Source organism: Pseudomonas putida, from assembly GCF_050990305.1.
Lineage (GTDB): Bacteria > Pseudomonadota > Gammaproteobacteria > Pseudomonadales > Pseudomonadaceae > Aquipseudomonas > Aquipseudomonas putida_AH.
The window spans coordinates 6,076,151-6,100,941 of record NZ_CP158817.1 but is presented as its reverse complement, the minus strand read 5'-3'; the positions used below and the strand labels follow the sequence as shown (position 1 = coordinate 6,100,941).

General features: G+C 59.3%; 22 protein-coding genes. 8 read left to right on the top strand and 14 right to left on the bottom strand.

The features are described 5' to 3' along the window. The first annotated feature begins 7 nt into the window (after positions 1 to 7). From ABTV22_RS27755 to fdhA, 5 genes are all read left to right on the top strand, one after another. Positions 8 to 337, top strand: coding sequence for a sarcosine oxidase subunit delta (locus tag ABTV22_RS27755; RefSeq protein ID WP_433737507.1), 330 nt, complete (start codon positions 8 to 10; stop codon positions 335 to 337). After that, entirely contained in the window at positions 334 to 3,351 is a 3,018-nt protein-coding gene (locus ABTV22_RS27750) for a sarcosine oxidase subunit alpha (RefSeq protein WP_433737505.1), read from the top strand. The genes ABTV22_RS27755 and ABTV22_RS27750 overlap by 4 nt, the downstream gene beginning before the upstream one ends. A gap of 125 nt (positions 3,352 to 3,476) precedes the next feature. Beyond that, on the top strand, positions 3,477 to 4,109 hold the full coding sequence (locus tag ABTV22_RS27745) for a sarcosine oxidase subunit gamma (protein ID WP_433737504.1): 633 nt from the start codon (positions 3,477 to 3,479) through the stop codon (positions 4,107 to 4,109). Between the two features lie 136 nt (positions 4,110 to 4,245). Continuing rightward, entirely contained in the window at positions 4,246 to 5,103 is an 858-nt protein-coding gene (purU, locus tag ABTV22_RS27740; protein ID WP_433737503.1) for a formyltetrahydrofolate deformylase, read from the top strand. A 206-nt stretch (positions 5,104 to 5,309) separates the two neighbouring features. Continuing rightward, positions 5,310 to 6,509: a formaldehyde dehydrogenase, glutathione-independent gene (gene fdhA / locus ABTV22_RS27735; protein ID WP_433737502.1), complete on the top strand. Its 1,200-nt coding sequence runs from the start codon at positions 5,310 to 5,312 to the stop codon at positions 6,507 to 6,509. 73 nt (positions 6,510 to 6,582) lie between these two features. On the opposite strand, the gene ABTV22_RS27730 is transcribed toward fdhA, so the two are convergent. From ABTV22_RS27730 to ABTV22_RS27720, 3 genes are all read right to left on the bottom strand, one after another. Further along, positions 6,583 to 7,641 carry an RHS repeat-associated core domain-containing protein gene (locus ABTV22_RS27730; protein ID WP_433737501.1) on the bottom strand — a complete coding sequence of 353 codons (1,059 nt, stop codon included), beginning with the start codon at positions 7,639 to 7,641 and terminating at the stop codon, positions 6,583 to 6,585. Positions 7,642 to 7,840: 199 nt separating this feature from the next. After that, positions 7,841 to 8,194 (bottom strand): DUF6124 family protein, encoded by a 354-nt coding sequence (locus ABTV22_RS27725; RefSeq protein WP_433737499.1) that lies wholly within the window; start codon positions 8,192 to 8,194, stop codon positions 7,841 to 7,843. A 461-nt stretch (positions 8,195 to 8,655) separates the two neighbouring features. Next, a complete protein-coding gene (locus ABTV22_RS27720) occupies positions 8,656 to 9,621 on the bottom strand; it encodes an RHS repeat-associated core domain-containing protein (protein WP_433737498.1) in 966 nt (321 codons plus the stop codon). A gap of 340 nt (positions 9,622 to 9,961) precedes the next feature. On the opposite strand from ABTV22_RS27720, the gene ABTV22_RS27715 reads away from it, so the two are divergent. Next, positions 9,962 to 10,564, top strand: a complete 603-nt coding sequence (locus tag ABTV22_RS27715) for a DUF2780 domain-containing protein (RefSeq protein ID WP_433737496.1) — start codon at positions 9,962 to 9,964, stop codon at positions 10,562 to 10,564. Here ABTV22_RS27715 and ABTV22_RS27710 read toward each other — a convergent pair whose 3' ends face one another. Continuing rightward, positions 10,565 to 11,452 (bottom strand): acyltransferase, encoded by an 888-nt coding sequence (locus tag ABTV22_RS27710; RefSeq protein WP_433737495.1) that lies wholly within the window; start codon positions 11,450 to 11,452, stop codon positions 10,565 to 10,567. 314 nt (positions 11,453 to 11,766) lie between these two features. On the opposite strand from ABTV22_RS27710, the gene ABTV22_RS27705 reads away from it, so the two are divergent. Further along, positions 11,767 to 12,267 carry an ATP-dependent zinc protease family protein gene (locus ABTV22_RS27705; RefSeq protein WP_433737494.1) on the top strand — a complete coding sequence of 167 codons (501 nt, stop codon included), beginning with the start codon at positions 11,767 to 11,769 and terminating at the stop codon, positions 12,265 to 12,267. A gap of 54 nt (positions 12,268 to 12,321) precedes the next feature. On the opposite strand, the gene ABTV22_RS27700 is transcribed toward ABTV22_RS27705, so the two are convergent. From ABTV22_RS27700 to ABTV22_RS27655, 10 genes are all read right to left on the bottom strand, one after another. Beyond that, complete coding sequence (locus tag ABTV22_RS27700) at positions 12,322 to 13,128, bottom strand: RHS repeat-associated core domain-containing protein (protein WP_433737493.1); 807 nt, start codon at positions 13,126 to 13,128, stop codon at positions 12,322 to 12,324. 102 nt (positions 13,129 to 13,230) lie between these two features. Beyond that, entirely contained in the window at positions 13,231 to 13,860 is a 630-nt protein-coding gene (locus tag ABTV22_RS27695; RefSeq protein ID WP_433737492.1) for a glutathione S-transferase, read from the bottom strand. Between the two features lie 186 nt (positions 13,861 to 14,046). Then, the gene (locus ABTV22_RS27690; protein ID WP_433737491.1) at positions 14,047 to 15,339 is read right to left on the bottom strand and encodes an MFS transporter; all 1,293 of its coding nucleotides are present in this window, start codon (positions 15,337 to 15,339) and stop codon (positions 14,047 to 14,049) included. 354 nt (positions 15,340 to 15,693) lie between these two features. After that, positions 15,694 to 15,873: a hypothetical protein gene (locus ABTV22_RS27685; protein ID WP_433737490.1), complete on the bottom strand. Its 180-nt coding sequence runs from the start codon at positions 15,871 to 15,873 to the stop codon at positions 15,694 to 15,696. Continuing rightward, positions 15,870 to 17,000 (bottom strand): PepSY-associated TM helix domain-containing protein, encoded by a 1,131-nt coding sequence (locus tag ABTV22_RS27680; protein ID WP_433737488.1) that lies wholly within the window; start codon positions 16,998 to 17,000, stop codon positions 15,870 to 15,872. Before ABTV22_RS27680 ends, ABTV22_RS27685 begins: the two co-directional genes overlap by 4 nt. 72 nt (positions 17,001 to 17,072) lie before the next feature. Continuing rightward, on the bottom strand, positions 17,073 to 19,496 hold the full coding sequence (locus ABTV22_RS27675; protein WP_433737487.1) for a TonB-dependent siderophore receptor: 2,424 nt from the start codon (positions 19,494 to 19,496) through the stop codon (positions 17,073 to 17,075). Positions 19,497 to 19,732: 236 nt separating this feature from the next. Then, positions 19,733 to 20,695, bottom strand: a complete 963-nt coding sequence (locus ABTV22_RS27670; RefSeq protein WP_433737486.1) for a FecR domain-containing protein — start codon at positions 20,693 to 20,695, stop codon at positions 19,733 to 19,735. Beyond that, the gene (locus ABTV22_RS27665; protein ID WP_433737485.1) at positions 20,692 to 21,210 is read right to left on the bottom strand and encodes an RNA polymerase sigma factor; all 519 of its coding nucleotides are present in this window, start codon (positions 21,208 to 21,210) and stop codon (positions 20,692 to 20,694) included. Before ABTV22_RS27665 ends, ABTV22_RS27670 begins: the two co-directional genes overlap by 4 nt. Positions 21,211 to 21,433: 223 nt before the next feature. Further along, a complete protein-coding gene (locus ABTV22_RS27660) occupies positions 21,434 to 22,141 on the bottom strand; it encodes a 3'-5' exonuclease (protein ID WP_433737483.1) in 708 nt (235 codons plus the stop codon). After that, positions 22,138 to 24,078, bottom strand: a complete 1,941-nt coding sequence (locus tag ABTV22_RS27655) for a putative nucleotidyltransferase substrate binding domain-containing protein (protein ID WP_433737482.1) — start codon at positions 24,076 to 24,078, stop codon at positions 22,138 to 22,140. The genes ABTV22_RS27660 and ABTV22_RS27655 overlap by 4 nt, the downstream gene beginning before the upstream one ends. Before the next feature lie 254 nt (positions 24,079 to 24,332). On the opposite strand from ABTV22_RS27655, the gene ABTV22_RS27650 reads away from it, so the two are divergent. Further along, positions 24,333 to 24,779: a response regulator gene (locus tag ABTV22_RS27650; RefSeq protein ID WP_433737481.1), complete on the top strand. Its 447-nt coding sequence runs from the start codon at positions 24,333 to 24,335 to the stop codon at positions 24,777 to 24,779. Positions 24,780 to 24,791: the final 12 nt, after the last annotated feature.

Here is a 24,791-nt window from a genome sequence, read left to right as displayed (position 1 = left end):
ATTTCCTATGTTGCATATCTTCTGTCCTCACTGCGGCGAACTGCGCTCCGAAGAGGAATTCCACGCATCCGGCCAGGCGCACATCCCGCGTCCACTGGACCCCAACAGCTGCACCGACGAGGAGTGGGGCGACTACATGTTCTTCCGCGATAACCCTCGCGGCCTGCACCACGAGCTGTGGGATCACGTTGCCGGTTGCCGCCAGTACTTCAACGTCACCCGCGATACCGTGACCTACGAGATTCTCGAAACCTACAAGATCGGCGCCAAGCCACAATTCACCGACAAGACCGATAGCCCGAAAGCGGCCAGCACGGCTCTGGGAGAGAAGGTATGAGCCAGACCAATCGCCTGTCCAACGGCGGACGGATCGACCGCAACAAAGTCCTCAGCTTCACCTTCAATGGCCAGAACTACAAAGGCTTTGAAGGCGACTCGCTGGCCGCTGCACTGCTGGCCAACGGCGTCGACATCATCGGTCGCAGCTTCAAGTATTCCCGTCCGCGCGGCATCTTCGCCGCCGGTGCCGAAGAGCCGAACGCGGTGCTGCAGATCGGCGCCACCGAAGCCACGCAAATCCCGAACGTACGCGCCACGCAACAGGCGCTGTATCAAGGTTTGGTCGCCACCAGCACCAACGGCTGGCCGAGCGTGAACAACGACATGATGGGGATTCTCGGCAAGGTCGGCGGCAAGCTGATGCCACCGGGTTTCTACTACAAAACCTTCATGTATCCGCAATCGTTCTGGATGACCTACGAGAAGTACATTCGTAAGGCCGCCGGTCTTGGCCGCTCGCCGACCGAGAACGATCCGGACACCTACGACTACATGAACCAGCACTGCGACGTGCTGATCGTCGGCGCTGGCCCTGCCGGTCTGGCGGCTGCACTGGCGGCTGCGCGCAGCGGTGCCCGTGTGATCCTGGCCGATGAGCAGGAAGAGTTCGGCGGCAGCCTGCTCGACTCCCGCGAAAGCCTCGACGGCAAGCCGGCGATGGACTGGGTTGCCGGCGTCATCGCGGAGCTTAAGAACACCCCGGACGTGCTGCTGTTGCCACGTGCGACGGTTAACGGCTACCACGACCACAACTTCCTGACCATTCACGAGCGCCTGACCGATCACCTCGGCGATCGCGCACCGATTGGCCAGGTGCGTCAGCGCATCCACCGTGTCCGCGCCAAGCGCGTGGTGCTGGCGACCGGCGCTCACGAGCGTCCACTGGTCTACGGCAACAACGACGTGCCGGGCAACATGCTGGCTGGCGCTGTCTCGACTTACGTTCGCCGCTATGGCGTGGCGCCGGGCAAGAAACTGGTGCTGTCGACCAACAACGATCACGCCTATCGCGTGGCCCTGGACTGGCTCGACGCCAGCCTGCAAGTGGTGGCCATCGCTGACGCCCGCAGCAACCCTCGCGGTGCGCTGGTGGAAGAAGCGCGCGCCAAGGGCATCCGCATCCTGACCGGCAGCGCCGTGATCGAGGCCCGTGGCAGCAAGCACGTCACCGCTGCCCGCGTAGCGGCGATTGATGTCAAAGGCCACAAGGTCACCAGCCCAGGCGAGTGGCTCGAGTGCGACGTGGTCGCCAGCTCCGGCGGCTACAGCCCTGTGGTTCACCTGGCTTCGCACCTGGGTGGCAAACCGATCTGGCGTGAAGACATCCTCGGTTTCGTACCGGGCGAAGCACCGCAGAAACGCGTGTGCGTCGGCGGCATCAACGGCGTCTACGGCCTTGGCGATTCCCTGGCCGACGGTTTTGAAGGCGGCGTGCGTGCGGCCAGTGAAGCCGGTTTCGGTGCGGTCCAGGCGACACTGCCAAAAGCCCTGGCGCGTCTGGAAGAGCCGACCCTGGCACTGTTCCAGGTGCCTCATGAAAAGAACACTGCTCGTGCGCCCAAGCAATTCGTCGACCTGCAGAACGACGTGACCGCCGCCGCCATCGAATTGGCAACCCGCGAAGGCTTCGAGTCGGTCGAGCACGTCAAGCGCTACACCGCGCTGGGCTTCGGCACCGATCAGGGCAAGCTCGGCAACGTCAACGGTCTGGCCATCGCCGCCCGTTCGCTGAACGTGACCATCCCGCAGATGGGCACCACCATGTTCCGTCCGAACTACACGCCGATCACCTTCGGCGCCGTGGCCGGCCGTCACTGTGGGCACATCTTCGAGCCTGTGCGTTACACCGCGCTGCATCAATGGCACCTGAAAAACGGCGCCGAATTCGAAGACGTCGGCCAGTGGAAACGTCCGTGGTACTTCCCGAAATCCGGTGAAGACATGCACGCCGCCGTGAAGCGCGAATGCAAGGCCGTGCGCGACAGCGTCGGCCTGCTGGATGCCTCGACCCTGGGCAAGATCGACATCCAGGGCCCGGATGCCCGCGAGTTCCTCAACCGCGTGTACACCAACGCCTGGACCAAGCTCGACGTGGGCAAGGCCCGTTACGGCCTGATGTGCAAAGAAGACGGCATGGTGTTCGACGACGGCGTGACTGCATGCCTGGCCGACAACCATTTCGTCATGACCACCACCACTGGCGGCGCGGCTCGCGTTCTGCAATGGCTGGAGCTGTACCACCAGACCGAATGGCCGGACCTGAAGGTGTACTTCACCTCCGTGACCGACCACTGGGCCACCATGACCCTGTCCGGGCCGAACAGCCGCAAGCTGCTCAGCGAAGTCACCGACATCGACGTGACCAGCGATGCCTTCCCGTTCATGACCTGGAAAGAAGGTCTGGTCGGCGGTGTGCCGGCACGGGTGTTCCGGATTTCGTTTACCGGTGAGCTGTCGTACGAAGTCAACGTGCAGGCCGACTACGCCATGGGCGTGCTGGAAAAAATCGTCGACGCCGGCAAGAAGTACAACTTGACGCCGTACGGCACTGAAACCATGCACGTGCTGCGGGCCGAGAAGGGCTTCATCATCGTTGGGCAAGACACCGACGGTTCGATGACCCCGGACGACCTGAACATGGGCTGGTGTGTGGGCCGCACCAAACCGTTCTCGTGGATTGGCCAGCGCGGCATGAACCGTGAAGACTGCGTGCGTGACCAGCGTAAACAACTGGTAGGCCTCAAGCCGATCGATCCGAACGTATGGCTGCCGGAAGGCGCGCAACTGGTGTTTAACACCAAGCAGGCGATCCCGATGACCATGGTCGGCCACGTGACCTCCAGCTATGCGCACAACTCCCTGGGCTACTCGTTTGCCATGGCCGTGGTCAAGGGCGGCCTGAACCGCATGGGTGAGCGCGTGTTCTCGCCACAGGCGGACGGCAGCGTGATCGAGGCGGAAATCGTGCCTTCGGTGTTCTTCGATCCGAAAGGCGAACGGCAGAACGTGTGATTGCTTGTAGGAGCCGGCTTGCTGGCGATGAACGATAACGCGATGCACCTGATACACCGCGTTGTCTGGATCGCCAGCAAGCCGGCTTCTACAGGATCTCAATAGAATTCAGGAACAGGTGCTTTATGACCGCAGCCAATGTTTACCAACAACGCCCAACCAACGGCGCCAAGGCCGAGTCGTCGCTGCATCACGCCGACCTCGCCAGCCTGGTGGGCAAGGGTCGCAAGAGCGCCGGTGTGACCGTGCGCGAGAAAAAACTCCTCGGCCACCTGACCATTCGTGGCGATGGTCATGATGCGGCGTTCGCCGCCGGCGTGCACAAGGCGCTGGGCATCGAATTGCCGAGCGCGCTGACCGTCATCGTCAAGGGTGAAACCAGCCTGCAATGGATGGGGCCGGATGAGTGGCTGCTGATCGTGCCGAGCGGCGAAGAGTTCGCCGTCGAGAAGAAACTACGCGAAGCGCTGGGTGATCTGCACATCCAGATCGTCAACGTCAGCGGCGGCCAGCAGATCCTCGAACTGAGCGGCCCGAACGTGCGCCAGGTGCTGATGAAATCCACCAGCTATGACGTGCACCCCAACAACTTCCCGGTGGGCAAGGCAGTCGGCACGGTGTTCGCCAAGTCGCAACTGATGATCCGCCACACGGCCGAAGACACCTGGGAACTGTTGATCCGTCGCAGCTTCTCGGACTACTGGTGGTTGTGGTTGCAGGATGCCTCGGCCGAGTACGGGCTTAGCGTTCAGGCTTGAGATTTTATCGCCAGCAAGCCGGCTCCTACGGGGCCGCGTCGTACACAACATTTGTAGACGACACAAAACCGTAGGAGCCGGCTTGCTGGCGATCAACCGCGCAGCGGTTGCCCATAACAACAGGAGTCACCGCACTATGAGCCGCGCCCCAGACACATGGATCCTGACCGCCGACTGCCCCAGCGTGCTCGGCACGGTGGACGCGGTGACCCGCTTTCTGTTCGAGCAGGACTGCTACGTCACCGAACACCACTCCTTCGATGACCGCCTTTCGGGGCGTTTCTTCATTCGTGTGGAATTCCGCCAGCCTGATGGTTTCGACGAGCAGTCATTCCGCGCCGGCCTTGCCGAGCGTGGAGCGTCCTTCGGCATGATCTTCGAACTGACCCCACCGCATCACCGCCCGAAAGTGGTGATCATGGTGTCCAAGGCTGATCACTGCCTCAACGACTTGCTTTATCGCCAACGCATCGGCCAATTGGCGATGGATGTCGTCGCGGTGATCTCCAACCACCCGGACCTCAAGCCGTTGGCCGACTGGCACCAGATTCCCTACTACCACTTCCCCTTGGACCCGAACGACAAGCCTTCACAGGAGCGTCAGGTGTTGCAGGTGATCGAAGAGGCCGGTGCCGAACTGGTGATCCTTGCCCGCTACATGCAGGTTTTGTCGCCGGAGTTGTGCCGCAAACTCGACGGCAAGGCGATCAACATTCACCACTCCCTGCTGCCGGGTTTCAAGGGCGCCAAGCCTTACCACCAGGCCTACAACAAGGGCGTGAAACTGGTCGGCGCGACGGCGCATTACATCAATAATGACCTCGACGAGGGGCCGATCATTGCCCAGGGCGTCGAGGTGGTGGATCACAGTCATTACCCCGAGGATTTGATTGCCAAGGGGCGGGATATTGAAGGCCTGACTTTGGCGAGAGCCGTTGGTTATCACATTGAGCGCAGGGTGTTTTTGAACGCCAATCGCACGGTCGTTCTTTAGATTTTCGGGGCCGCTTCGCAGCCCATCGCCAGCAAGCCGGCTCCGTGTGGTGCACAACACATTTGGACGACAAAAATCCGTAGGAGCCGGCTTGCTGGCGATGAGGCCCTGACAGGCAACACAAGAAACAGCATCTATACCCGAGCACTTTACGCGCTGCCTGCCTGGGCAACGCGGTTCCATAAAAACAACAGCGAGGTGAAAGCATGTCTGGCAATCGTGGTGTGGTGTATCTCGGCGCTGGCAAGGTCGAAGTACAGAAAATCGACTATCCGAAAATGCAGGACCCGCGCGGCAGGAAGATTGAGCACGGCGTCATTCTGCGCGTGGTTTCCACCAACATCTGTGGCTCCGACCAGCACATGGTGCGCGGCCGTACCACCGCCCAGGTTGGCCTGGTGCTCGGTCACGAGATCACCGGTGAAGTGATCGAGAAGGGCAGCGACGTCGAAAGCCTGAAAATCGGCGATCTGGTGTCCGTGCCGTTCAACGTGGCGTGCGGGCGCTGCCGTTCCTGCAAGGAGCAACACACCGGCGTCTGCCTGACCGTCAACCCGGCCCGTGCCGGTGGTGCCTACGGCTACGTCGACATGGGCGACTGGACCGGCGGCCAGGCCGAGTACGTGCTGGTGCCGTACGCCGACTTCAACCTGCTGAAACTGCCGGACCGCGACAAGGCCATGGAGAAAATCCGTGACCTGACCTGCCTCTCCGACATCCTGCCAACCGGTTACCACGGCGCCGTGACTGCCGGCGTTGGCCCGGGTAGCACCGTGTACATCGCCGGTGCCGGCCCTGTCGGTCTGGCGGCTGCTGCATCCGCTCGCCTGCTGGGCGCGGCGGTGGTGATCGTCGGCGACGTCAACACCATCCGCCTGGCCCACGCCAAGGCCCAGGGTTTCGAAATCGTCGACCTGTCGAAAGACATGCCGCTGCACGAGCAAATCGCCGAGCTGTTGGGCGAACCGGAAGTGGATTGCGCGGTGGACTGCGTGGGCTTCGAAGCCCGTGGCCACGGTCACGACGGCGTCAAACACGAAGCCCCGGCCACCGTACTCAACTCGCTGATGGGCGTGGTGCGTGTTGCTGGCAAGATCGGTATCCCAGGCCTGTACGTCACCGAAGATCCGGGCGCTGTCGACGCCGCCGCGAAAATGGGCAGCCTGAGCATCCGCTTCGGCCTCGGCTGGGCCAAATCCCACAGCTTCCACACCGGCCAGACCCCGGTGATGAAGTACAACCGCCAGCTGATGCAGGCGATCATGTGGGATCGCATCAACATCGCTGAAGTGGTGGGGGTGCAGGTGATTAGTCTGGATCAGGCGCCTGAGGGGTATGGCGAGTTTGATGCGGGTGTGCCGAAGAAGTTTGTGATTGATCCGCATAAGTTGTTTAGTGCGGCGTAAAAGCTGTAGTCGGAAAAAGGCGACCTCAGGTCGCCTTTTTATTTTCAAGAAATAGATCTGTCCAACATTGATCCTATGTTTGCCTTCTGAATTGCGTAATCGAGTGGCTGATGGATTCTTGTTCTGACATGAAACGATTAAAGTTTGAGCTTACGTCAGCAATGTTTGCGGTTTTGAATTTTAAAGAGGCGTGTGCAGCTTTTGAGATTTTAACTTGCTCTAACTGTATGGTGCCTGCCTTCGCCGTTCCACGAGCAGAGCTCGAGTGAACCAAGTCGAAATTATCTGTATAAACAGCGACTACTGCTCCTTTTTTGTGGAGGTTGGCGTAGCTTTGTGCACCCTCAAATGTATTGGTTATAAAGAAAGATTTGCTGCTTTCATGAACTCCTGTGTTTAACATGTTGGTTGCGTTTTCCGCGCTTGTTCCGTGAAATCCAAGAAAGTTAGATTTTTTATCAGTCAGGTTGAGCGACAGGTTTTTAGAAGGTGCAATGTTTATAGGGGGGTGCGCGGGATTTATAATTCCAGAAATACTTCTAACTTTAGGGGGTGATTTCATTATTCCCGCCCAACGCAGGAAGGACTTTAGAAAAATCGGCGTATGTCCGTTGGGATCTTGTCGATTGATAGGATCCCCCACGCAATACCCATGCGAATTCAACCCACCCGCCCCAAACGGACTCCAACTATCCGGACTGTTAAACCGCATCAACACCGGATTAAACGGCCGATACCCATTCCCCAACAAATACCACCCCGTCACCGGATCCGGCCGTTCGCCGTTGAAACCGAGCAGGCTGAGCAAGCCGTTGCCGAGTGGACGATGTCCGTAGGGTGTGTAGGCGAGGGGATGAGGCTGAGTTGCATCCAGTACGTTCAACACCGAGCGCTGCAGATCAGTGACGAGCAATCGGGTTTCCACAGTGCCGTTTTGATGTTGCTGCTGCGCCAGCAGTTGATCGTCGTGCTGCATGATCGAACGCTGCTCGGTGCCCTGAATCTCGGTGGCCAGGCGGTCTTTCAGGTAGAAGCGTTGGGTGGTGGATTGCGCCGAGGGGGTACAGTCGACCAGGCGGTCCAGAGGGTCGTAGTGGTAGCGGCAGAGAAGGGTTGCATTGGGGATTGGCATGGGGTGGCTCCCTGAAAGCATGGCTTGTTCAGGGTTTCACTGTGGCGCAAGTGGCTGGGGTTGCCCACTATCAGAACTGATAGGACTGCTGCGCAGCCCATCGCGAGCAGGCTCGCTCCCACTGTTGATCTGCGGTGAACACAAAAATGTGTGTACGACGCGATCCATTGTGGGAGCGAGCCTGCTCGCGATGGCGATTTCAGCCGTGCTTCATCCCCAGACAATCAATAGACCGATCCACCATGGCCTTGGCAATTTCCAGCAAATGCCACACCGAAAACACCATCGCCCGATCGGCGCCCTTGAGGTGATCACCGCACTGATAGGCTGTGACCGAGGCACAGCGCAACAGGTCGGCGATGTAGAGCTGGGTGTCTTCGAAGCTCACGTCTTTGCTGACGTTGTAGAAGCGCAGTTCATCGGGTGGGGCCGGTTGATCGCCGGTGAGGTAGAAATCGATGGCGCGGTAGAGGGCAGAGCGGTCCCGGAGCAGGTCGTCCGTGACGGCTTCGTTGGTGGGGTTTTCTGGTGGATCGGGAACTGATTTTTCCATTGGTAAAACTCCCAGAGCATTAATAGGAGCCAACCGATATCGCGACTAAACGAGAAGGGGTGGCGGCTGCACGCAGGTTAGTCGACCGGCCTCCAGGAATACCGGCGCACCCGAAGGTGCCCTGCGCACAGCCACCATAACGATCAGGCAATAAAAAACACCTGAAGAAGGTGGCGCTGTGCGCCTGGAGTAAAGCCGGGCGACTAAACCCGATCACTGATGAGCAGTGACCGGCCGAGACTAGCCACCGGATTTGGCAGGCGCAAGCGAGCGAAATAATCTAGGAAATGTCCTGCAAAGGAAAGGGATCGAGCCTTCGGAAGGGCTGATTTTTCTGTGAGAAAACTTACCTATTACCTTCATCAATTGGGCTCTTGTGGTTAGGGGTTCGCCCCCGTTGGGCTGCGAAGCGGCCCCAAAAGTTTGGCCGCTCTGGAAACGCGAAAATAATTCTGTCCCTATTACATTCGATGACTACGGATCGATTGCATAACGGTTTGCGGGTTTTTGAAGATCGATTTATTGATATTCAGCTGTTCTTCTAAAAGTGTTTTATCAACCGTCGCGATGACTTTTCGGAGAGGGTCATCGGGAGTCGCATTTTTCAAAGGGTCGTAGCGGTTGAGTAACTTGTTTAATTGTGTGCTGAGTTGGCCAGTAGGTTCCATTGCTTGAACCTCTGTTTCAATGGCGGTTGTATTTCTGTGTCTCACTTGATTGAGTTTTGGAGCAGGCAAGCCTTCGCGGGGTGTGTAGCTCTCGGTTTTTTTGTACTTACCCACCAAAAATTCCTTTGAGGCGGAGCCCTTGCTTTTTTTCATGAGTGGCGAAGATTTTTTGAACTTCAGTTTCTCAATAAATGAAGAAAGTGAGCTGGTCAGGGAGGAAAGGAGCGCATGTCCAGTTGAATCACTTCGATTTCTGGGATCGCCTTCGCAATAGCAATAGGCATTTAACCCACCCGTCCCAAACGGACTCCAACTGTCCGGACTGGTAAAACACATCAACACCGGGTTAAACGGTCGATACCCATTCCCCAACAAATACCACTCCGTCGCCGGATCCGGCCGTTCGCCGTTGAAGCCGAGCAGGCTGAGAAGGCCGCCGCCAGCAAGACAGTGTCCGTACGGCGTATAGGCAAAGGCGTGCGGTTGTTTGGCGTCGAGCAGGGGCAGCACCGAGCGCTGTTGATCGGTAGCGAGCAAGGCGGTGTCCACCGCCGCGCCACACTGGCGCTGTTGCTGGGCCAGCAATTGATCGTCGTGCTGCATGATCGAATGCTGCAGCGTGCCTTGAATTTCGGTGGCCAGTCGGTCTTTCAGGTAGAAGCGTTGAGCGCTTGCCTGCGCCGAGGGTGTGCTGGCAACCAGTCGATCCAGTGGGTCATACCGATAACGGCAGAGCAGGTTCAGGCTTTGACGTGGCATTGGCCGGGCTCCCTGAAAGCTCGGTGGATTCAGGGTTTACTGTCGCGCAATCGGCCAGGCCTGCCTACTAGCAGAACTGATAGTGTCTTAACGGCCACCGTGGCCCTGTCGGTTGCCCGGTCGGGTGGCCACTTTGTGCCTGCTTACCTCTGTAGGAGCTGCCGAAGGCTGCGATCTTTTGATCTTGTTCTTAAGAGCAAAGTCAAAAGATCGCAGCCTTCGGCAGCTCCTACAAAAGCGACGGCAGGCCTGTCGAGGCGGGAACAATCCCTGGGCATGCCAGTCCAAATAGCCAGTTTTCGCCGCCCATTTTCGGGCGGTTTTCTTTGAGGGTGTCTGGATGAAGTGTTCACGCGGTTTTGTACTGGCATCGCTCATGACCCTGGCGACCAGCCCGGCGTTTGCGCAATTCAACCTGAGCGATGCGGCCAGTGTCCTGTCGGGGATGAAGGGTGAGAGCACCGCGACCGAGGCCGCGCCAACCTCGGAAACGGCGGATTTGCTCGGCGCGCTCAGCCAGTTAAACGTGACACCCGAGCAAGCCATCGGCGGTGCCGGGGCGATGCTGGGATTGGCCAGGAATCAGTTGAGTACAACCGATTACTCGGAACTGGCCAAGAGCGTGCCGGGGATCGACCTGCTGTCCGGTGGTGGGCAGCTGGGTGCGATTGCCGGGTTGCTCGGCGGCAATGTTAACGGCAATGGCAACGCGACTGGTCTGGGCAATCCTTTGAGCAACGCCTTGGGCAACATCAAGGACACTAACGACCTGAACAATGCCTTCAGCACCCTGGGCATGGACACGGGCATGGTGGGCCTGTTTGCCCCGGTGATCCTGCAATACCTTGGTCAGCAGGGCGTAACGGGTTCGCTGCTGCAAAGCCTGGGCGGGATCTGGGGCGCTGGTACTAGCGCTATCACTGGTATCGAAACCGGCAGCTGATCAGCGACTTTCGGCGCGCAATGCGTCGATGCGCGAGTCTTTCTCGGTCCAGAGTTGGTTGACCCAGTTCTGGACTGTTTCACGAAATACCGGATCGTTTTCGTAATCGCCCTGCCACAGCGCCGGGTCGAGTTCGCGGGTCTTGATGTCGATGATGACTCTTGGCACGTTGCCGCTGATCAAATCCCAGAACCCCGGAATTTTCTGCTGCGGATACACCACCGTCACGTCGAGGATGGCGTCGAGCTGTTCGCCCATCGCCGCCAGCACGAACGCCACGCCACCGGCCTTGGGTTTGAGCAGATGGGTGAACGGCGACTGCTGTTGAGCGCTTTTGGCGGCGGTGAAACGAGTGCCTTCCAGATAATTCACCACCGTCACCGGCTGGCGCTTGAACAGTTCGCAAGCCTGTTTGGTGATTTCCAGATCCTTGCCCGCCAGCTCCGGATGTTTGGCCAGAAACGCCTTGGTGTAGCGCTTCATGAACGGGTAATCCAGCGCCCACCACGCCAGGCCCAGGAAGGGCACCCAGATCAGTTCTTTCTTGAGGAAGAATTTGAAGAACGGCGTGCGCCGGTTCAGCGTTTGGATCAGCGCCGGGATATCGACCCAGGATTGGTGGTTGCTGATCACCAGATACGAAGTGTCACGCCGCAGGTCGTCACCGCCACGAATGTCCCACTGGGTGGGGATGCACAGGCGGAAGATCAGCTTGTCGATTTCCGACCAGGTCTCGGCGATCCACATCACCGCCCACGATGCGTAATCGCGAAAACGGCCGGGCAGGACCAGTTTGAGCAGGGCGAATACCATCAACGGCCCGATCAGGACCAGGGTGTTGAGCAGTAGCAGCAGGGTCACGAAACTGCCGGTGAGCAGGCGGCGCATAGGTAACTCTTGGAGACGTTTGGGCGCGCCATGATAAGTGGCTTCGGGCGGCAGGCCAAATCGGCTGATGACGAATGTTTCACTTTGATGGCGGTAGGCTGGGGTGAAGCTGTAAAGGTCAGATGCTCGAGTGTCAGTTCCGGCCTCTTCGCGGGCAAGCCTCGCTCCTACAGAGATGTTCGTATTCCCGTGGCGTGCGGCACGACGCAAAACCTGTAGGAGCGAGGCTTGCCCGCGAAGCGATTTCAAGAACGAACGAATTGCTGACTGACGGTCTAAAATTCCGCTGCCCATTTCCCAAGGACATCCATCACGTGAAATCCATTCTTGCCCTGCTGTCCCTCATTGCCCTTCCAGTCCTGGCCGCCGAACCCACCCTCTACGGCCGCTACGAATACATCGCCCTGCCGGAAATCGGCGGTGAAGTGCTCAAGGCCAAAATGGACACCGGCGCGCTGACCGCATCGCTGTCGGCCAAGGACATCGAAGCCTTTACCCGTGACGGCGAAGAGTGGGTGCGCTTCCGCCTGGCCACCAAGGATGCGAGCAACAAGGTCTACGAACACAAGATCGCGCGGATCAGCAAGATCAAGACCCGCTCCGAAGAGGATGACGAAGAAGTGGCGGCGCCGACCAAGCGGCCGGTGGTTGATCTGGAGTTGTGCCTGGGGAACGTGAAGCGTACGGTTGAGGTGAATTTGACGGATCGCAGCAGTTTTAATTATCCATTGTTGATTGGGGCGAAAGCGTTGCGGGAGTTTGGGGCGGCGGTGAATCCGGCTCGGCGGTTTACGGCGGATAAGCCGGATTGTTAAGTGAATACAGTTTTTAGAGGCTGAATCAGCGGTGTTCCCAGAGAGTTGCCGCTGTTACTTCCTTATATCCGCCACTCTTTTCCATCCCCCGACCGGCTCCTCTACTAGAACATTAACCTCATGTACCGAGCTGAAGTCAGCGAAGGTTACTTTTTGGATGCGTTTAGAAGGGGCTAGAGTTTCGACTTTGTTGAAATGCGCTATCGCGAGCTTGGAATACGCTTTTCTGGACGGGACGGACTTGTTGCCGATTTGAACGAAGGATTGTTTCCTGTGAGTGGTGGCGTTGGGAAAGCGTTCGAGATCGAAAGCATGGTTCTGGCGGTCCAACTCTAAGCGGTTTTTTATTTCACCTATTTCATTAGGTATTCCATCCTCCGGGAGAGTCGCCTGGATATTCTGTTGAGTATTTATCTGAGCCGGTTGCGGAAGTCGGGATGTGCTCGCATCCGATGCAATTGATTTTTGCATCGGACGTTTCATTAACCCACGTGATCTCAGAAAGTTTTTCAACCAAACAGGAGTATGACCGCTCGGGTCCAATTTATTCCTTGGGTCTCCATCACAGTACGCGTATGTATTCAACTCACCTTCCCCAAACGGACTCCAACTATCCGGACTGTTAAACCGCATCAACACCGGATTGAACTGCCGATACCCATTCCCCAAGTGATAATGCCCGGTCAACTGATCCGGTATTTCACCGTTAAACCCAAGCAAACTAATCAAACCACTCCCAATGGGACGATAGCCATAAGGTGTGTAGGCGAGGGGGGTGGGGCCACCGGCATGAAGAGCGTTGAGCACCGAACTCTGCTGATCGGTTGCCAGGAGGATCGTCTTGCGTGAGTGCGCAGGCATTGGCTGAACCCTGTACCAGAATCCCGGAAGTGGATTCCAGCATCGTTGTTTTTTCAGCCACTGCCTACTATCAGAACTGCTAGTGCCTTACCGTCGCAGGCCTCAAACCTTCGGCATCGTCGCAATCATCGAAGGCCGTTGGCTCACTTCGAAATACCACGCCGCCAACTGCGGATTCGCCGCGCGCCAGTCCAGATCCGGATGGCGCAAATCTACATAACCCAACGCACAAGCCACACTGATCGCTGCCACGTCGAAATGACTGGTCAGCTCGGCAATCGCATCTTTCTCCAGCAGCGCCAAGGCACGGCGGATTTTGTCGCGTTGGCCGTCCAGCCATTTATCCCAGTGTTTTTCCGGGGCGCGCAGGGCGACTTCGTAGCGAACCAGCACGGCGGCGTCCATGATGCCGTCGGCCATCGAGGCCAGGGTCAGGCGGCGCCAGCGGGCGGAGCCTTCGCGGGGGATCAGTGGGTTGCCGACGTGCTGGTGGTCGAGGTAGTCGAGGATCACCCGGCTGTCGTGGATGACGCTACCGTCGGCCAGGCGAAGGGCGGGGATTTTGCTGAGGGGGTTGTCGTCGATCAGCGCCTGGTCCGGGTCGACCGGGGTGAGTACGCAGTTCTGCAGGGCCACGCGGTCCTGTTGACCGGTTTCGTGCAGCAGCACCATGACTTTGCGAACGAAGGGGGAGAGGGGGTTGTGGTACAGGGTCATGCTCGGGGAGGACATGGCAACGTCTCGGTCGGTGGCAGTGTCGGGGCAGCATAGCGTGTTGGGGGGGTGGCTCAACATCCCAAATCACATGGAACCTTTGTGGGAGCGAGCCTGCTCGCGAAGAGGTCATCACATCCAACATTTATGTTGGCGGATGTACCGCTTTCGCGAGCAGGCTCGCTCCCACAAGGGAATTGTGTATCAGTTGGCGGGTACGGCAGTTTGCAGGTTCGGCGTGGCCGGTTGAGTTTTCAGCTCACGGGCAACGCTCCACACGATGAACGCCGCCACGATGTCGAAAATCGCCAGCACCACGAACAGCGGGCTGTAGCCGATCTTGGTCACCATCACACCAAACACCAAGGTGAAGGCCGCCGCACCGAGGTAGCCGAACATGCCGCCCATGCCGGTGGCAGTGGCCACTTCGTTTTTGCCGAAGGAGTCGGAGGTGATTGCGTACAGCGCGCCGGACAAAGTCTGGTGAGCGAAGCCACCGATGCACAGCAGAGCAATCGCCGTGTACGGGCTGTCGACCAGACCGATACAGGCTGGGCCGAGCATGCACGAGGCACCGAACAGCAAGACCATTTTGCGCGAGGTGAACAGCGACACCTTGCAGTACTTGTGGAAGAACGGGCTCAGGTAGCCGCCGAGTACGCAGCCCAGGTCGGCGGCAAGAAACGGCAGCCAGGCGAACATCGCGATCTCTTTGATGTTCATGTGCCGTTCAGTCATCAGGTACAGCGGAATCCACGCGTTGAACGTCTGCCAGGCCGGCTCGGAGAGCATGCGGGCGCTGGCGATGGCGTAGAAGTTGCGGTTGCCGATGATTTTCTTCCAGCTGCCCTTTTTGGTGGCGGTGTCTTTGAAGTGCGATTCCTGGCCGCTGAGGATGTAGTCGCGTTCCTCGTCACTCAGGCGTTTTTGATCACGAGGATGCTTGTAGAACAGCAGCCACAGGAAAGTCCAGACAATGCCCATGCCGCCGACGATCAGGAACGCCAGCTCCCAACCACTGTGCAGGATCGCCCAGACCACCAGCGGCGGCGCCAGCACGGCACCGATCGATGAGCCGATGTTGAACCAGCCGATCGCCACCGAGCGTTCTTTGGCCGGGAACCATTCAGTGGAGGTCTTGACCGCTGCCGGCAAGCCCGCCGCTTCGGTCAGGCCGAGCAGGCCACGGACAAAGGCCAGCCCCTGCCAGCCACTCGCCAGTGCGGCCAGCGCGCAGGCAATCGACCAGGCAAAAGCGAAAATGGCGAAGCCCATTTTGGTGCCGATAGCGTCGATGATGTAGCCGGCCACCGGTTGCATCAACGCATAGCAGACCTGCCATGCGACCACGATGTGCGAGTACTGCTCGGTGGTGATGTTCATTTCGCTCATCAGGGTCGGCGCGGCCACTGAGAGGGTATTGCGAGCCAGGTAGTTGACCATCAGGCCGGCCGTCACCAGGCCGACCATCCACCAGCGGATGCCTTTGACTTTCATCACTTCACCGTCATTTTTATTTTTGGATTGTGGGCTGTCGCAGTTGTTGTAGGTTGTCGTACAACGTGCGCATTTATAGGAGCGCAAGGGTGAAAGTGTCAACAAATATGTCAGGGAATTTGTAGGGGGGGTGATGGGTGGAGGGGAAGGTCGTCGTATGACCTGTAGGAGCAAGCTTGCTCGCGATGGTCGTCAACGATGACGCTGGAGGCCTGATACCCCGAGGCGTTCTCAGGTGCATCGCGAGCATGCTCGCTCCTACAGAAGATCGGCCTGTGTAGGAGCTGCCGCAGGCTGCGATCTTTTGATCGATGAAAGTCAAAAGATCGCAGCCTTCGGCAGCTCCTACAGGGGTTAGGGGCGTTGCAGCAGGCCGCGCAGGGCGAAGGCGGCGGGGATGCCCAGGCCGAGCCAGCTCAGGGCGTCCCATATGCCGTCCCCGAGCAGCGCGGCAAACAAGCCCGCCGCTGTGAACAGGGCGATGACGATGGGCGTGGCGAACACCTTCCAGAAATTCGACTGTCGGGGTTTCATGCCATGCTCTCCGCTTTTTCCAGCACGGGTCTGGCTGCCTTGCGCCGCACGACCCACAGGTAAACGCCACTGCCCAGCACAATGATCGTCAGCACATCCAGGGTCGCCCAGAGGATTTTCATCGGCATGCCGCCGTAGTCACCGAAGTGCAGCGGCTGCGACATGCCCATGGCGTCCATGTACCAGGGGCGCTCGGCCACGGCGGTGACTTGCAGGGTGCTGGCGTCGATCAGTACTGGTGTCAGCAGGTGCGAGGTCAGGTGCGTGCTGCCTTTCATGAACACCGCGTAATGGTGCTCGCTGGAGAACCGCGTGCCGGGGAAAGCGATGAAATCAGGCTGCATGTCCGGTGCAACTTCGCTGGCGATGTCGAGCAATCGGCTGGCGGGTTCCAACTGTGTCAGTGGTGGCGCATCGCGGTAGGGGGCAACCATCGCGTTCAGGCTGTCGTTGCGCCATGCAGCGATGATCAGATCTGAACAGGCACTGATGACACCGGTCACGCCGACCACCAGCGCCCAGGTCAGGGTCACCACGCCGATCAGGTTATGCAGGTCGAGCCAGCGCAGGCGAGTGGATTTGTCCTGGCGTACGGTGGCGAACTTGAGCCGGCGCATGAACGGCAGGTACAGCACCGTGCCGGAGACAATCGCGACGACGAACAACAGGCCCATAAACGCCAGCAGCAACTTGCCCGGCAGCCCGGCGAACATGTCCACGTGCAGGCGCAGCATGGTCATCATGAAACCGCCGTTGGCCGACGGCGTTTCCAGCGCTTCGCCGGTGCGGGCGTCGAGCATGAAGGTGTGGGACGAGTTCGGCTCGGTGCCAGCGGTCGCCGCCATGATGGTCAGCACAGCATTGGGTTCATCGTCCTCGAAGCCGAAGTACTGCATAACCTCGCCGGGGCGATGCTTCTCGGCCGCCGCAACCAACTGCTGTAAATCCAGACGCGGGGTGTCGGCGGGCAACTCTCTCACTTGCGGCGCATCGCCCAGCAGATGGTCGATCTCATGGTGGAAGATCAACGGCAGGCCGGTCAGCGCCAACAGCAGCAGAAACACCGTGCAGATCAGGCTGGTCCAGGTGTGGATGAACGACCAGCGTCGAATTGTTTTACTTTTCATTTCATAGCCTCCAGAAATACCAAAGCCGTCCTCGAAGGACGGCCTGGGTACTGGGCGTGTCAGATCAAGTCGTTACCACTTGTAGGTGGCACTGGCGACAACACTGCGCAGGTCGCCGTAGTAGCAGTAGAAACTGTCGCAAGTCGAGATGTAATCCTTGTTGAACAGGTTGGTGGCGTTGACGGCCAGCGACGCGCCTTTGAGGCTGTTGTCCAGGCGACCGAGGTCGTAATGAACGGCTGCGTCGACCACGGTGTAGGCGTCTGCCTTGCCCAGGTTGGTGTTGGCCTGATCACCGTAGGTGTTGCCGGTATAACGGGCGCCGCCAGCGATGCCGAAACCGTCCAGCACGCCGTTGTGCCAGGTGTAGTCGGCCCACATCGAAGCGGTCTGGTTAGGCATCAGTTGCAGGCGATTGCCTTTGAATTCGCCATCTTGCACTTCGGATTTGGCCAGGGTGTAGGCGGCGGTGAGCTTGAGGTTTTCCGTCACGTCGGAGACGGCTTCCAGCTCCAGACCCTTGACCTTCACTTCACCGGTCTGGCTGGTGACCGGAATGCCACCGATGTTGTTGGTGACCGAGACGTTTTTCTGGGTCAGGTCATACACCGCGGCGGTCAGCAACGTGTCGCTGCCCGGTGGCTGGTACTTGATACCCAGTTCCCACTGATAGCCTTCGGTCGGCTTGAACGATTCGGTGGCGGAGGTATCGGCGTTGCTCGCTGGCTGGAACGATTCGGCGTAGGACAGGTACGGCACGAAGCCGTTGTCGAAGACGTAGCTGATCGCGGCGTTGCCGCTGAAGTTCGTGTTGCGGTCGGTGTTGGTGGCATCGCCCTTGTTGAAGAACTTGGTGCTGGTGTGAACCCAGTCTTCACGGCCACCCAGCGTCAGGCGCCATTGATCCAAGGCCAACTGGTCCTGGACGTACAGGCCGGTCTGAAAGGTCTTCTGGTTGTAATCGTAGAAGGCCGTCGAGCGGGGCGGACGCACAATGGGCTGACCATAGATCGGGTTGTTGACGTTGGTGGTCCCGCCGTCACCGAAGATCGAGGTGTAGTTGGTGTCGGTGCGCTGGTGATCGAGGCCGATCAGCAGGGTGTGCTGGATGTCGCCGGTGGCGAAGTCAGCCTGCATGTTGTTATCCACCGCGAACTGACTGATGTCCTCGTCGGTCGAGGTGCTGGTGCGGGCAATATTGCCCTCTTCATCGACCTGGGCGAAGGGATAAGCGCCGGGGGTCAGGGCCTGGAAGGACAGGTCCGACTTGGTGTAGCGCAGGTTCTGCCGGAACTGCCAGACATCGTTCAAGCGATGTTCAAAGGCGTAGCCCAGTGCGTAGTAAGTACGGTCATAGAATTCCCAGTCCGGATCGCCCAGGTTCTTGTGATGGGAAATGTCGCCAAATGGCGAATCGAGCTTGGTGCCCTGAATCGGACGGAACTGGCTGGTGATGCCGGTATCGTCACGGGTGAATTGGGTGAGCAGGGTGAACCGGGTGTCTTCGTCGATGTTCCAGGTCAGGCTCGGCGCGATGTTGTAGCGCTTGTCGTCAATGTGGTCGATGGGCGTGCCGCCATCGCGCACCACACCGCTGAGGCCGTAAAGGAACTGGCCTTCATCGTCGATCTTGCCGGTGCTGGCGAAGTTGATCTGGCGATGATTGTCGCTGCCGTATTGCAGTTGGACTTCATTGCTCGACTCGGCGCTGGGACGACGGCTGACCATGTCCAGCAAGCCGCCCGGTGGGGTCTGGCCATAGACTGACGAGGCCGGGCCGCGCAGTACGGCCAGGCGATCGAGGTTCCAGGTTTCCTGCTTGGGGTTGGCGTAGACGCCCTTGGGCAGTGGCAGGCCATCGAGGAATTGGGTTGGCTCGAAGCCGCGAACGCGCAACCAGTCGGCACGGGTGTCGCTGCCGAAACTGGCGCCGGTGGTGCCCGGCAAATAACGCACGGCGGCATCGAGGGTGTGGACGTTGCGATCGTCCATTTGCTCGCGGGTGACCACCGAGATCGAACGCGGTGCTTCAACCAGCGCAGTGTCGGTCTTGGTGCCGGCAGCGGTGCGCTTGGCGAGGTAACCGGTTGTCGCGCCCCAGGCGCTTTCCGTGTTTTCCACACCCATTACGCTGGTCGCCGGCAGGGCCATCACGCCCTCGGGCACGGCCACCAGGGTAAAGGTGCCGCCGCTTTGTTCGAGTTGCAGACCGGTGCCGCGCAGGGCTTCACGCAGAGCGCTGGCTGCATCGAACTGGCCTTTGACTGGCGCGGACGTCTTGCCGGCGGCCAGTGACGGGTTCAGCGACAGTGCCAGGCCGGCCTGACTGGCGATCTGGTTCAGGGTGCTGGCCAACGGTGCAGCCGGCAGGTTGTAGGCGCGAACGCTGGAGACCTGTTCAGCGGCGATCAGTTGGCTGCTGGCCAAGGGGGTGCAGAGAGCAAGGGCAACCGCCAGCAAACTGGGGCGCAACAAGGTGTCTAGCGAACGGGACATACAGCGGCTCCTGAAAGTGAATACTTCTCAATTGCCTACGTGCCGGACGAGATTCGAAAAGTGATAGGGGTAGATGAAAATAATTTCGATTCAGTAATTTTTAGTGAGGCTGATGGCCTCATCGCGGGCAAGCCTTGCTCCTACAGGTTTTGTGTCGTTCGTTTATTTTGTGCATGACACAAAACCTGTAGGAGCGTGGCTTGCCCGCGATGGCGGCGGAACTTGCGCCACATCTCTTAAGGCTTGGCCGCTACCGTCACCCACCACTGCGTGTGCCGTTCGATCTGCACGGGCAACGTGGGCAACAACGCGTTCAGCGCCAGGTTGGTGTCTTTGAGCGGGAAGCTGCCGGTGATCCGCAGGTCGGCCACTTGCGGCGCAACGCCCAGATGCCCGGGGCGGTAGCGACCGAGCTCTTTGACCAGATCTTCCAGCCGCGCGTTGTCCACCACCAGCATGCCGCGAGTCCAGGCATCGGCGCCCATATTCAGCGCGGCAATCGGCCCCAGGCCGTCGTTGCGGATCATCACTTGTTGACCCTCACGCAGAATCTGTTCGTCAGTGTTCGATTGTGGATGGGCAGCGACCGCCGATTGCAACACGCTCAAGCGCGTACCTTGTTCCTCACGCTTGACCAGGAACCGCGTCCCCAGCGCACGCATGCTGCCTTCACGGGTTTCGACGATGAACGGCCGCGCATCGCCATGACCGGTCTCGACGAGGATTTCCCCTTCCTGCAGCACGATCAGGCGCTGTTTCTCATCGAAGCGAATGTCCACTGCACTGTGGGTGTTGAGGTTGATCAAGGTGCCATCGGTCAGGCGGATCGTGCGCTGTTCGCCGGTCGCCGTGCGCTGATCGGCCAGCCAATAGCCGACCGGCAGGTAGTGCTCGCCAGCAAACAGCGCCAGGCCAACCACTGCAACGACACTGGCCAAGCCGTTGCCCAGCTTGCGCACCCGGCGACGTATGCCTTCGCGCGATTGCAGCAGGGCGGTGCGGGCCGGGCCACTGGCGATGCTGAAGCGTTGGTCGAGCATCCCCAGCTGACGCCAGGCGCGAGCGTGTTCTTCGTGGGCGGCGTGCCATTTAGCGAACTCATCGCGCTCCACCGGGTTGCCGGAATCCAGCGACAACTGCCAGGCAATGGCCGCATCCAGCACCTGCGCCGAGACCGGTTTGGAACTGACCGGGTTCATGTCGGCTCCCCGTACAAGGCGATGTAGCACTGGCGGATACCCTGGGCCAGGTATTGGCGCACACGCGGCACAGACACACCGAGGCGTTCGGCGATTTCTGCGTGGCCGAGGCCGTCGAGACGGTTGTAGAGAAACGCCGCACGGGCCTTGCTCGAGAGCTTGCAGAGCAGGCGATCGATGTTTTTCAGGTCTTCGAGGATCATTTGCTGCTCTTCCACCGAAGGTTGTTCGGCTTCGGGAATCAGCATCAGCTCAGCAAGGTAGGCCTGCTCCAGCGCAGCGCGGCGGAAATAATCGAACAACAGGCCCTTGGCGATCGCCACCAAAAACGCCCGTGGTTCGCGGGGGACTTTCAGCTCTTCGCGACCCAGCAAACGCACGAAGGTGTCCTGACTCAGGTCCTCGGCCCGTTGCGGGCAGGCGACATTGCGACGAAGCCAGGCCAATAGCCAACCGCGATGGTCGCGATATAACGCACCGACGAGCTCACTTTGGGGGCTTGGGACTGACGACACGCAACATCACCGATTGGGAAAGGTTAACTAACGAGAATTGTTCGCGATTGTGTCAGAGGCAGGGGATGTAAAGCAATTGGCGTTGGTCGGGTGGGATTCAGGATGGGTAGCCGTAAGACCGTGTCATCGTTCTTCGCGGGCAAGCCTCGCTCCTACGCAGGTACGCACAAAGCCTGTAGGAGCGAGGCTTGCCCGCGATGAGGCCGGAACGGGCAATGAAGATTCAGAAGGACGGCGTTTGCTGCCGCCGTTTCCACTGATTGAGCCGCTGCTGCAAATTCAACGGGCTATGAATTTGTTGCTGCCGCGCCCGGCTGAACAGGATCAGCGCCAGTTCGGCGGTGGCCAGGGCGTCGGCGCTGGCGTTGTGGCGCTCGAACACTTGCAGTTTGAACCAGTCGATCCACTCGTCCAGTCCCGCCTCGCGGATATTGGCCTGTGGACACAACAACGGGGCGATGTCCGCTACGTCCAGAAAGGCGTGCTGCAACCTGTAGCCCAGGTGGTCCTTGAGTGCGCGCCCGAGCATGTGTTGATCGAACGGCGCATGAAAGGCCAGCAATGGACTGTCGCCGACAAACTCCATGAACTCGAGCAACGCTTGCGCCGGATCACTGCCATTGGCAATCGCACTGGGCCCCAGGCCGTGAATCAGCACGCTGGGGCTGAGCTTGAGCTCGGCGCATTGCAGGGTGCGTTCAAACTGCTGGCTGAAATCGATCGCCCCGTCTTCGATCACCACCGCGCCAATGGACAGCACCCGGTCCTTGTTCAGGTTCAGCCCTGTGGTTTCCAGGTCGAGCACGACCCAGCGCTGTTCGCGTAGGCTGCATTCGCTCAGCGCAGGGGCCACCGGCAAGTGTTGCAGGCGTTGTTGCAGTTCGCCGGACAGGCTTGGGGTGGCGGGACGTAGCCATGAAAACAGACTCATAGCTGATACCGCAGGGCCAGGCTGCTTTGCAGGCGCTGGGCCTGGCGCAGGGATTCACGCAGGATGCGCCGGTCCAGATGATTGAGGCTGTCGGGATCGACCCGGTTGGAGTAGGGCTGATTCTCCCGGGTCTGCAATTGATGTTGCTGCATGCGGGTTTGCTGGATGAAGTGATAGGCCTCTTCGTAGGCCGCGCCATCGAGCGGCTCGATGACTTCTTTATCCACCAGTTGGCGGAAGCGTTCCAGGGTGTTGTTCGCCTCGATGCCGTGGGCCAGGGCCAGCAGTCGCGCACCGTCGACGAACGGCGCCAGCCCTTGGGTTTTCAGGTCCAGGGTAGCTTTTTCGCCATTTTTGCGGGCCAGCACGAACTCGCGGAAACGGCCTACGGGCGGGCGATTGCGCAACGCGTTCTCGGCCATCATGCGCTGGAACAGACGGTTGTCACCGACCTGTTCGAGAATCGCGCGACGCAATTGTTCGCAGCCTTGTTCGCTGCCCCAGACCACGCGCAAATCGAAATAGATGCTCGAACCCAGCAGGTTCTCCGGCGTGGCCTCGCGGATAAACGCGGCAAAGCGCCGTGCCCATTCGACCCGGGACAGGCACAACTCAGGATTGCCGGCCATGATGTTGCCTTTGCACAGGGTGAAGCCACACAGCGCCAGGCTCTGATTGATCTGGTGGGCGATGGGCAGCAACTTGCCACGGATTTCCGCCGCGTGGGCCGCGTCCCGGGCTTCGAACAGCATGCCGTTGTCCTGGTCGGTGTGCAGCGTCTGTTCGCGGCGGCCTTCGCTGCCGAAGCACAGCCAACTGAAGGGCACGCCGGGGTCGCCTTTCTCGGCCAGGGTCAGTTCGATCACCCGGCACACGGTGTGGTCGTTGAGCAAGGTGATGATGTGGGTGATCTGGGTTGAGGACGCGCCGTGGGCCAGCATGCGCTCCACCAGCTGGCCGATTTCACCACGGATTGCCACCAGGTTTTCCACGCGCTGGGCATTGCGGATGGTGCGCGCCAGGTGCACCAGGTCGACCCGCTGCAAGGAAAACAGATCCCGTTCGGACACCACGCCGCACAAGCGCTGATCCTTGACCAGGCAGACGTGGGCGATATGCCGCTCGGTCATGGCAATCGCCGCATCGAACGCGCTGTGGTCCGGGCTCAGGTAAAACGGCGCCTGGGTCATGTGCCGCTCGATGGCTTCGCTGAAATCACCGGTGCCGTTAGCCACCACCTGCCGTAAGTCGCGCAGGGTGAAAATCCCCAGCGGCGCCTTATGGTCGTCGACCACCACGATGCTGCCGACTTGCTGTTCATGCATCAGGGTCACGGCCTCACGCAGCGGTGTCGTTGGGCTGCAGGTCACCGGATGACGCATGGCCAATTCACCCAGGCGGGTATTGAGCGAATACTGGGTGCCGAGGGTTTCCACGGCTTTCTGCTGGACTTGCTGATTGACCTGATCCAGCAAACTGCTCACACCGCGCAGGGCAAAGTCACGGAAGGTGTGGGAAATGGCGAAGAGCTTGATGAATGCCAGCTTGTTCAGTTGTAGGCAAAAAGTATCTTCGGCGGCCAAGTGTTCAGTGCGTGTCGCACGTTCGCCCAGCAATGCGGCGAGCGGGAAGCATTCGCCGGTGGTGATTTCGAATGTGGTTTCGGTACCGCCCTTGGCCGAATGTGGACGTTCGCCCACCACCCGGCCTTGCTTGACGATGTAGAAGTGCTCAACCGGGCCATCGGCGGGTTTGATGATGCTCTCGCCTGGGGCATAAAAACGCAGCTGACATTGCTCGACCAGATACGCCAGGTGGGCGTGTTCCATCTGGTTGAAGGGCGGGAAGCGCTGAAGGAATTGCAACGTACCCTGGATGTTCTGCAACACCGCGGTTTTCCCTGCCTGTGTGAAGGCGTCCGCTTTACTCATAACCATTACCGCAGTCTTTTTTGGAGTTGTTGTAGTCGGATGACGCACCCATGGTCGACCCCCGCGGTCGGGGTGCCCATTGGACGTAAGTCTAGGTAGGCAATCAGTGTGTCGGAATGTCGGAAAAACCTTACGCAAATGCGGGAAAAATCTCTCTATGCTTCTATTGGAAGATTATCCGACGAAGCGCACATTGAAGCTCTGCTTAGCGATGTCTCACCACTGTGCTAGGGAAATGAACTGATCATGTAGAGAACGCCATGTCCGACCACGATATTTTGAGTGACGCCGAGCGCGAAGCGCTCAGTGCCGTCATGCTGGAACCCGACCTGCCGCCGCAGCGGGTGCTGATCGTTGATGACGACAAGGATGCCCGTGAGTTGCTGTCAGAGATTCTGGCGCTGGATGGCATTCGCTGCATGACCGCGGCCAGCGGCGAAACCGCACTCAAGATGTTGGAAGAAAAACCTTCGATCGGACTGGTGATCACCGACTTGCGGATGGGCAATGTCGATGGGCTGGATCTGATCCGCCAGGTGCGCGAATCGGTGAGGGCGGCGATGCCGGTGATCATCGTCTCGGGTGACGCCGACGTGAAAGATGCCATCGCTGCGATGCATTTGAGCGTGGTGGATTTTTTGCTCAAGCCAATCGATACCCGCAAGTTGTTGGGGTTGGTCAAGCACGAACTTGGAATGGAACCTTGATCATAGGAGCCG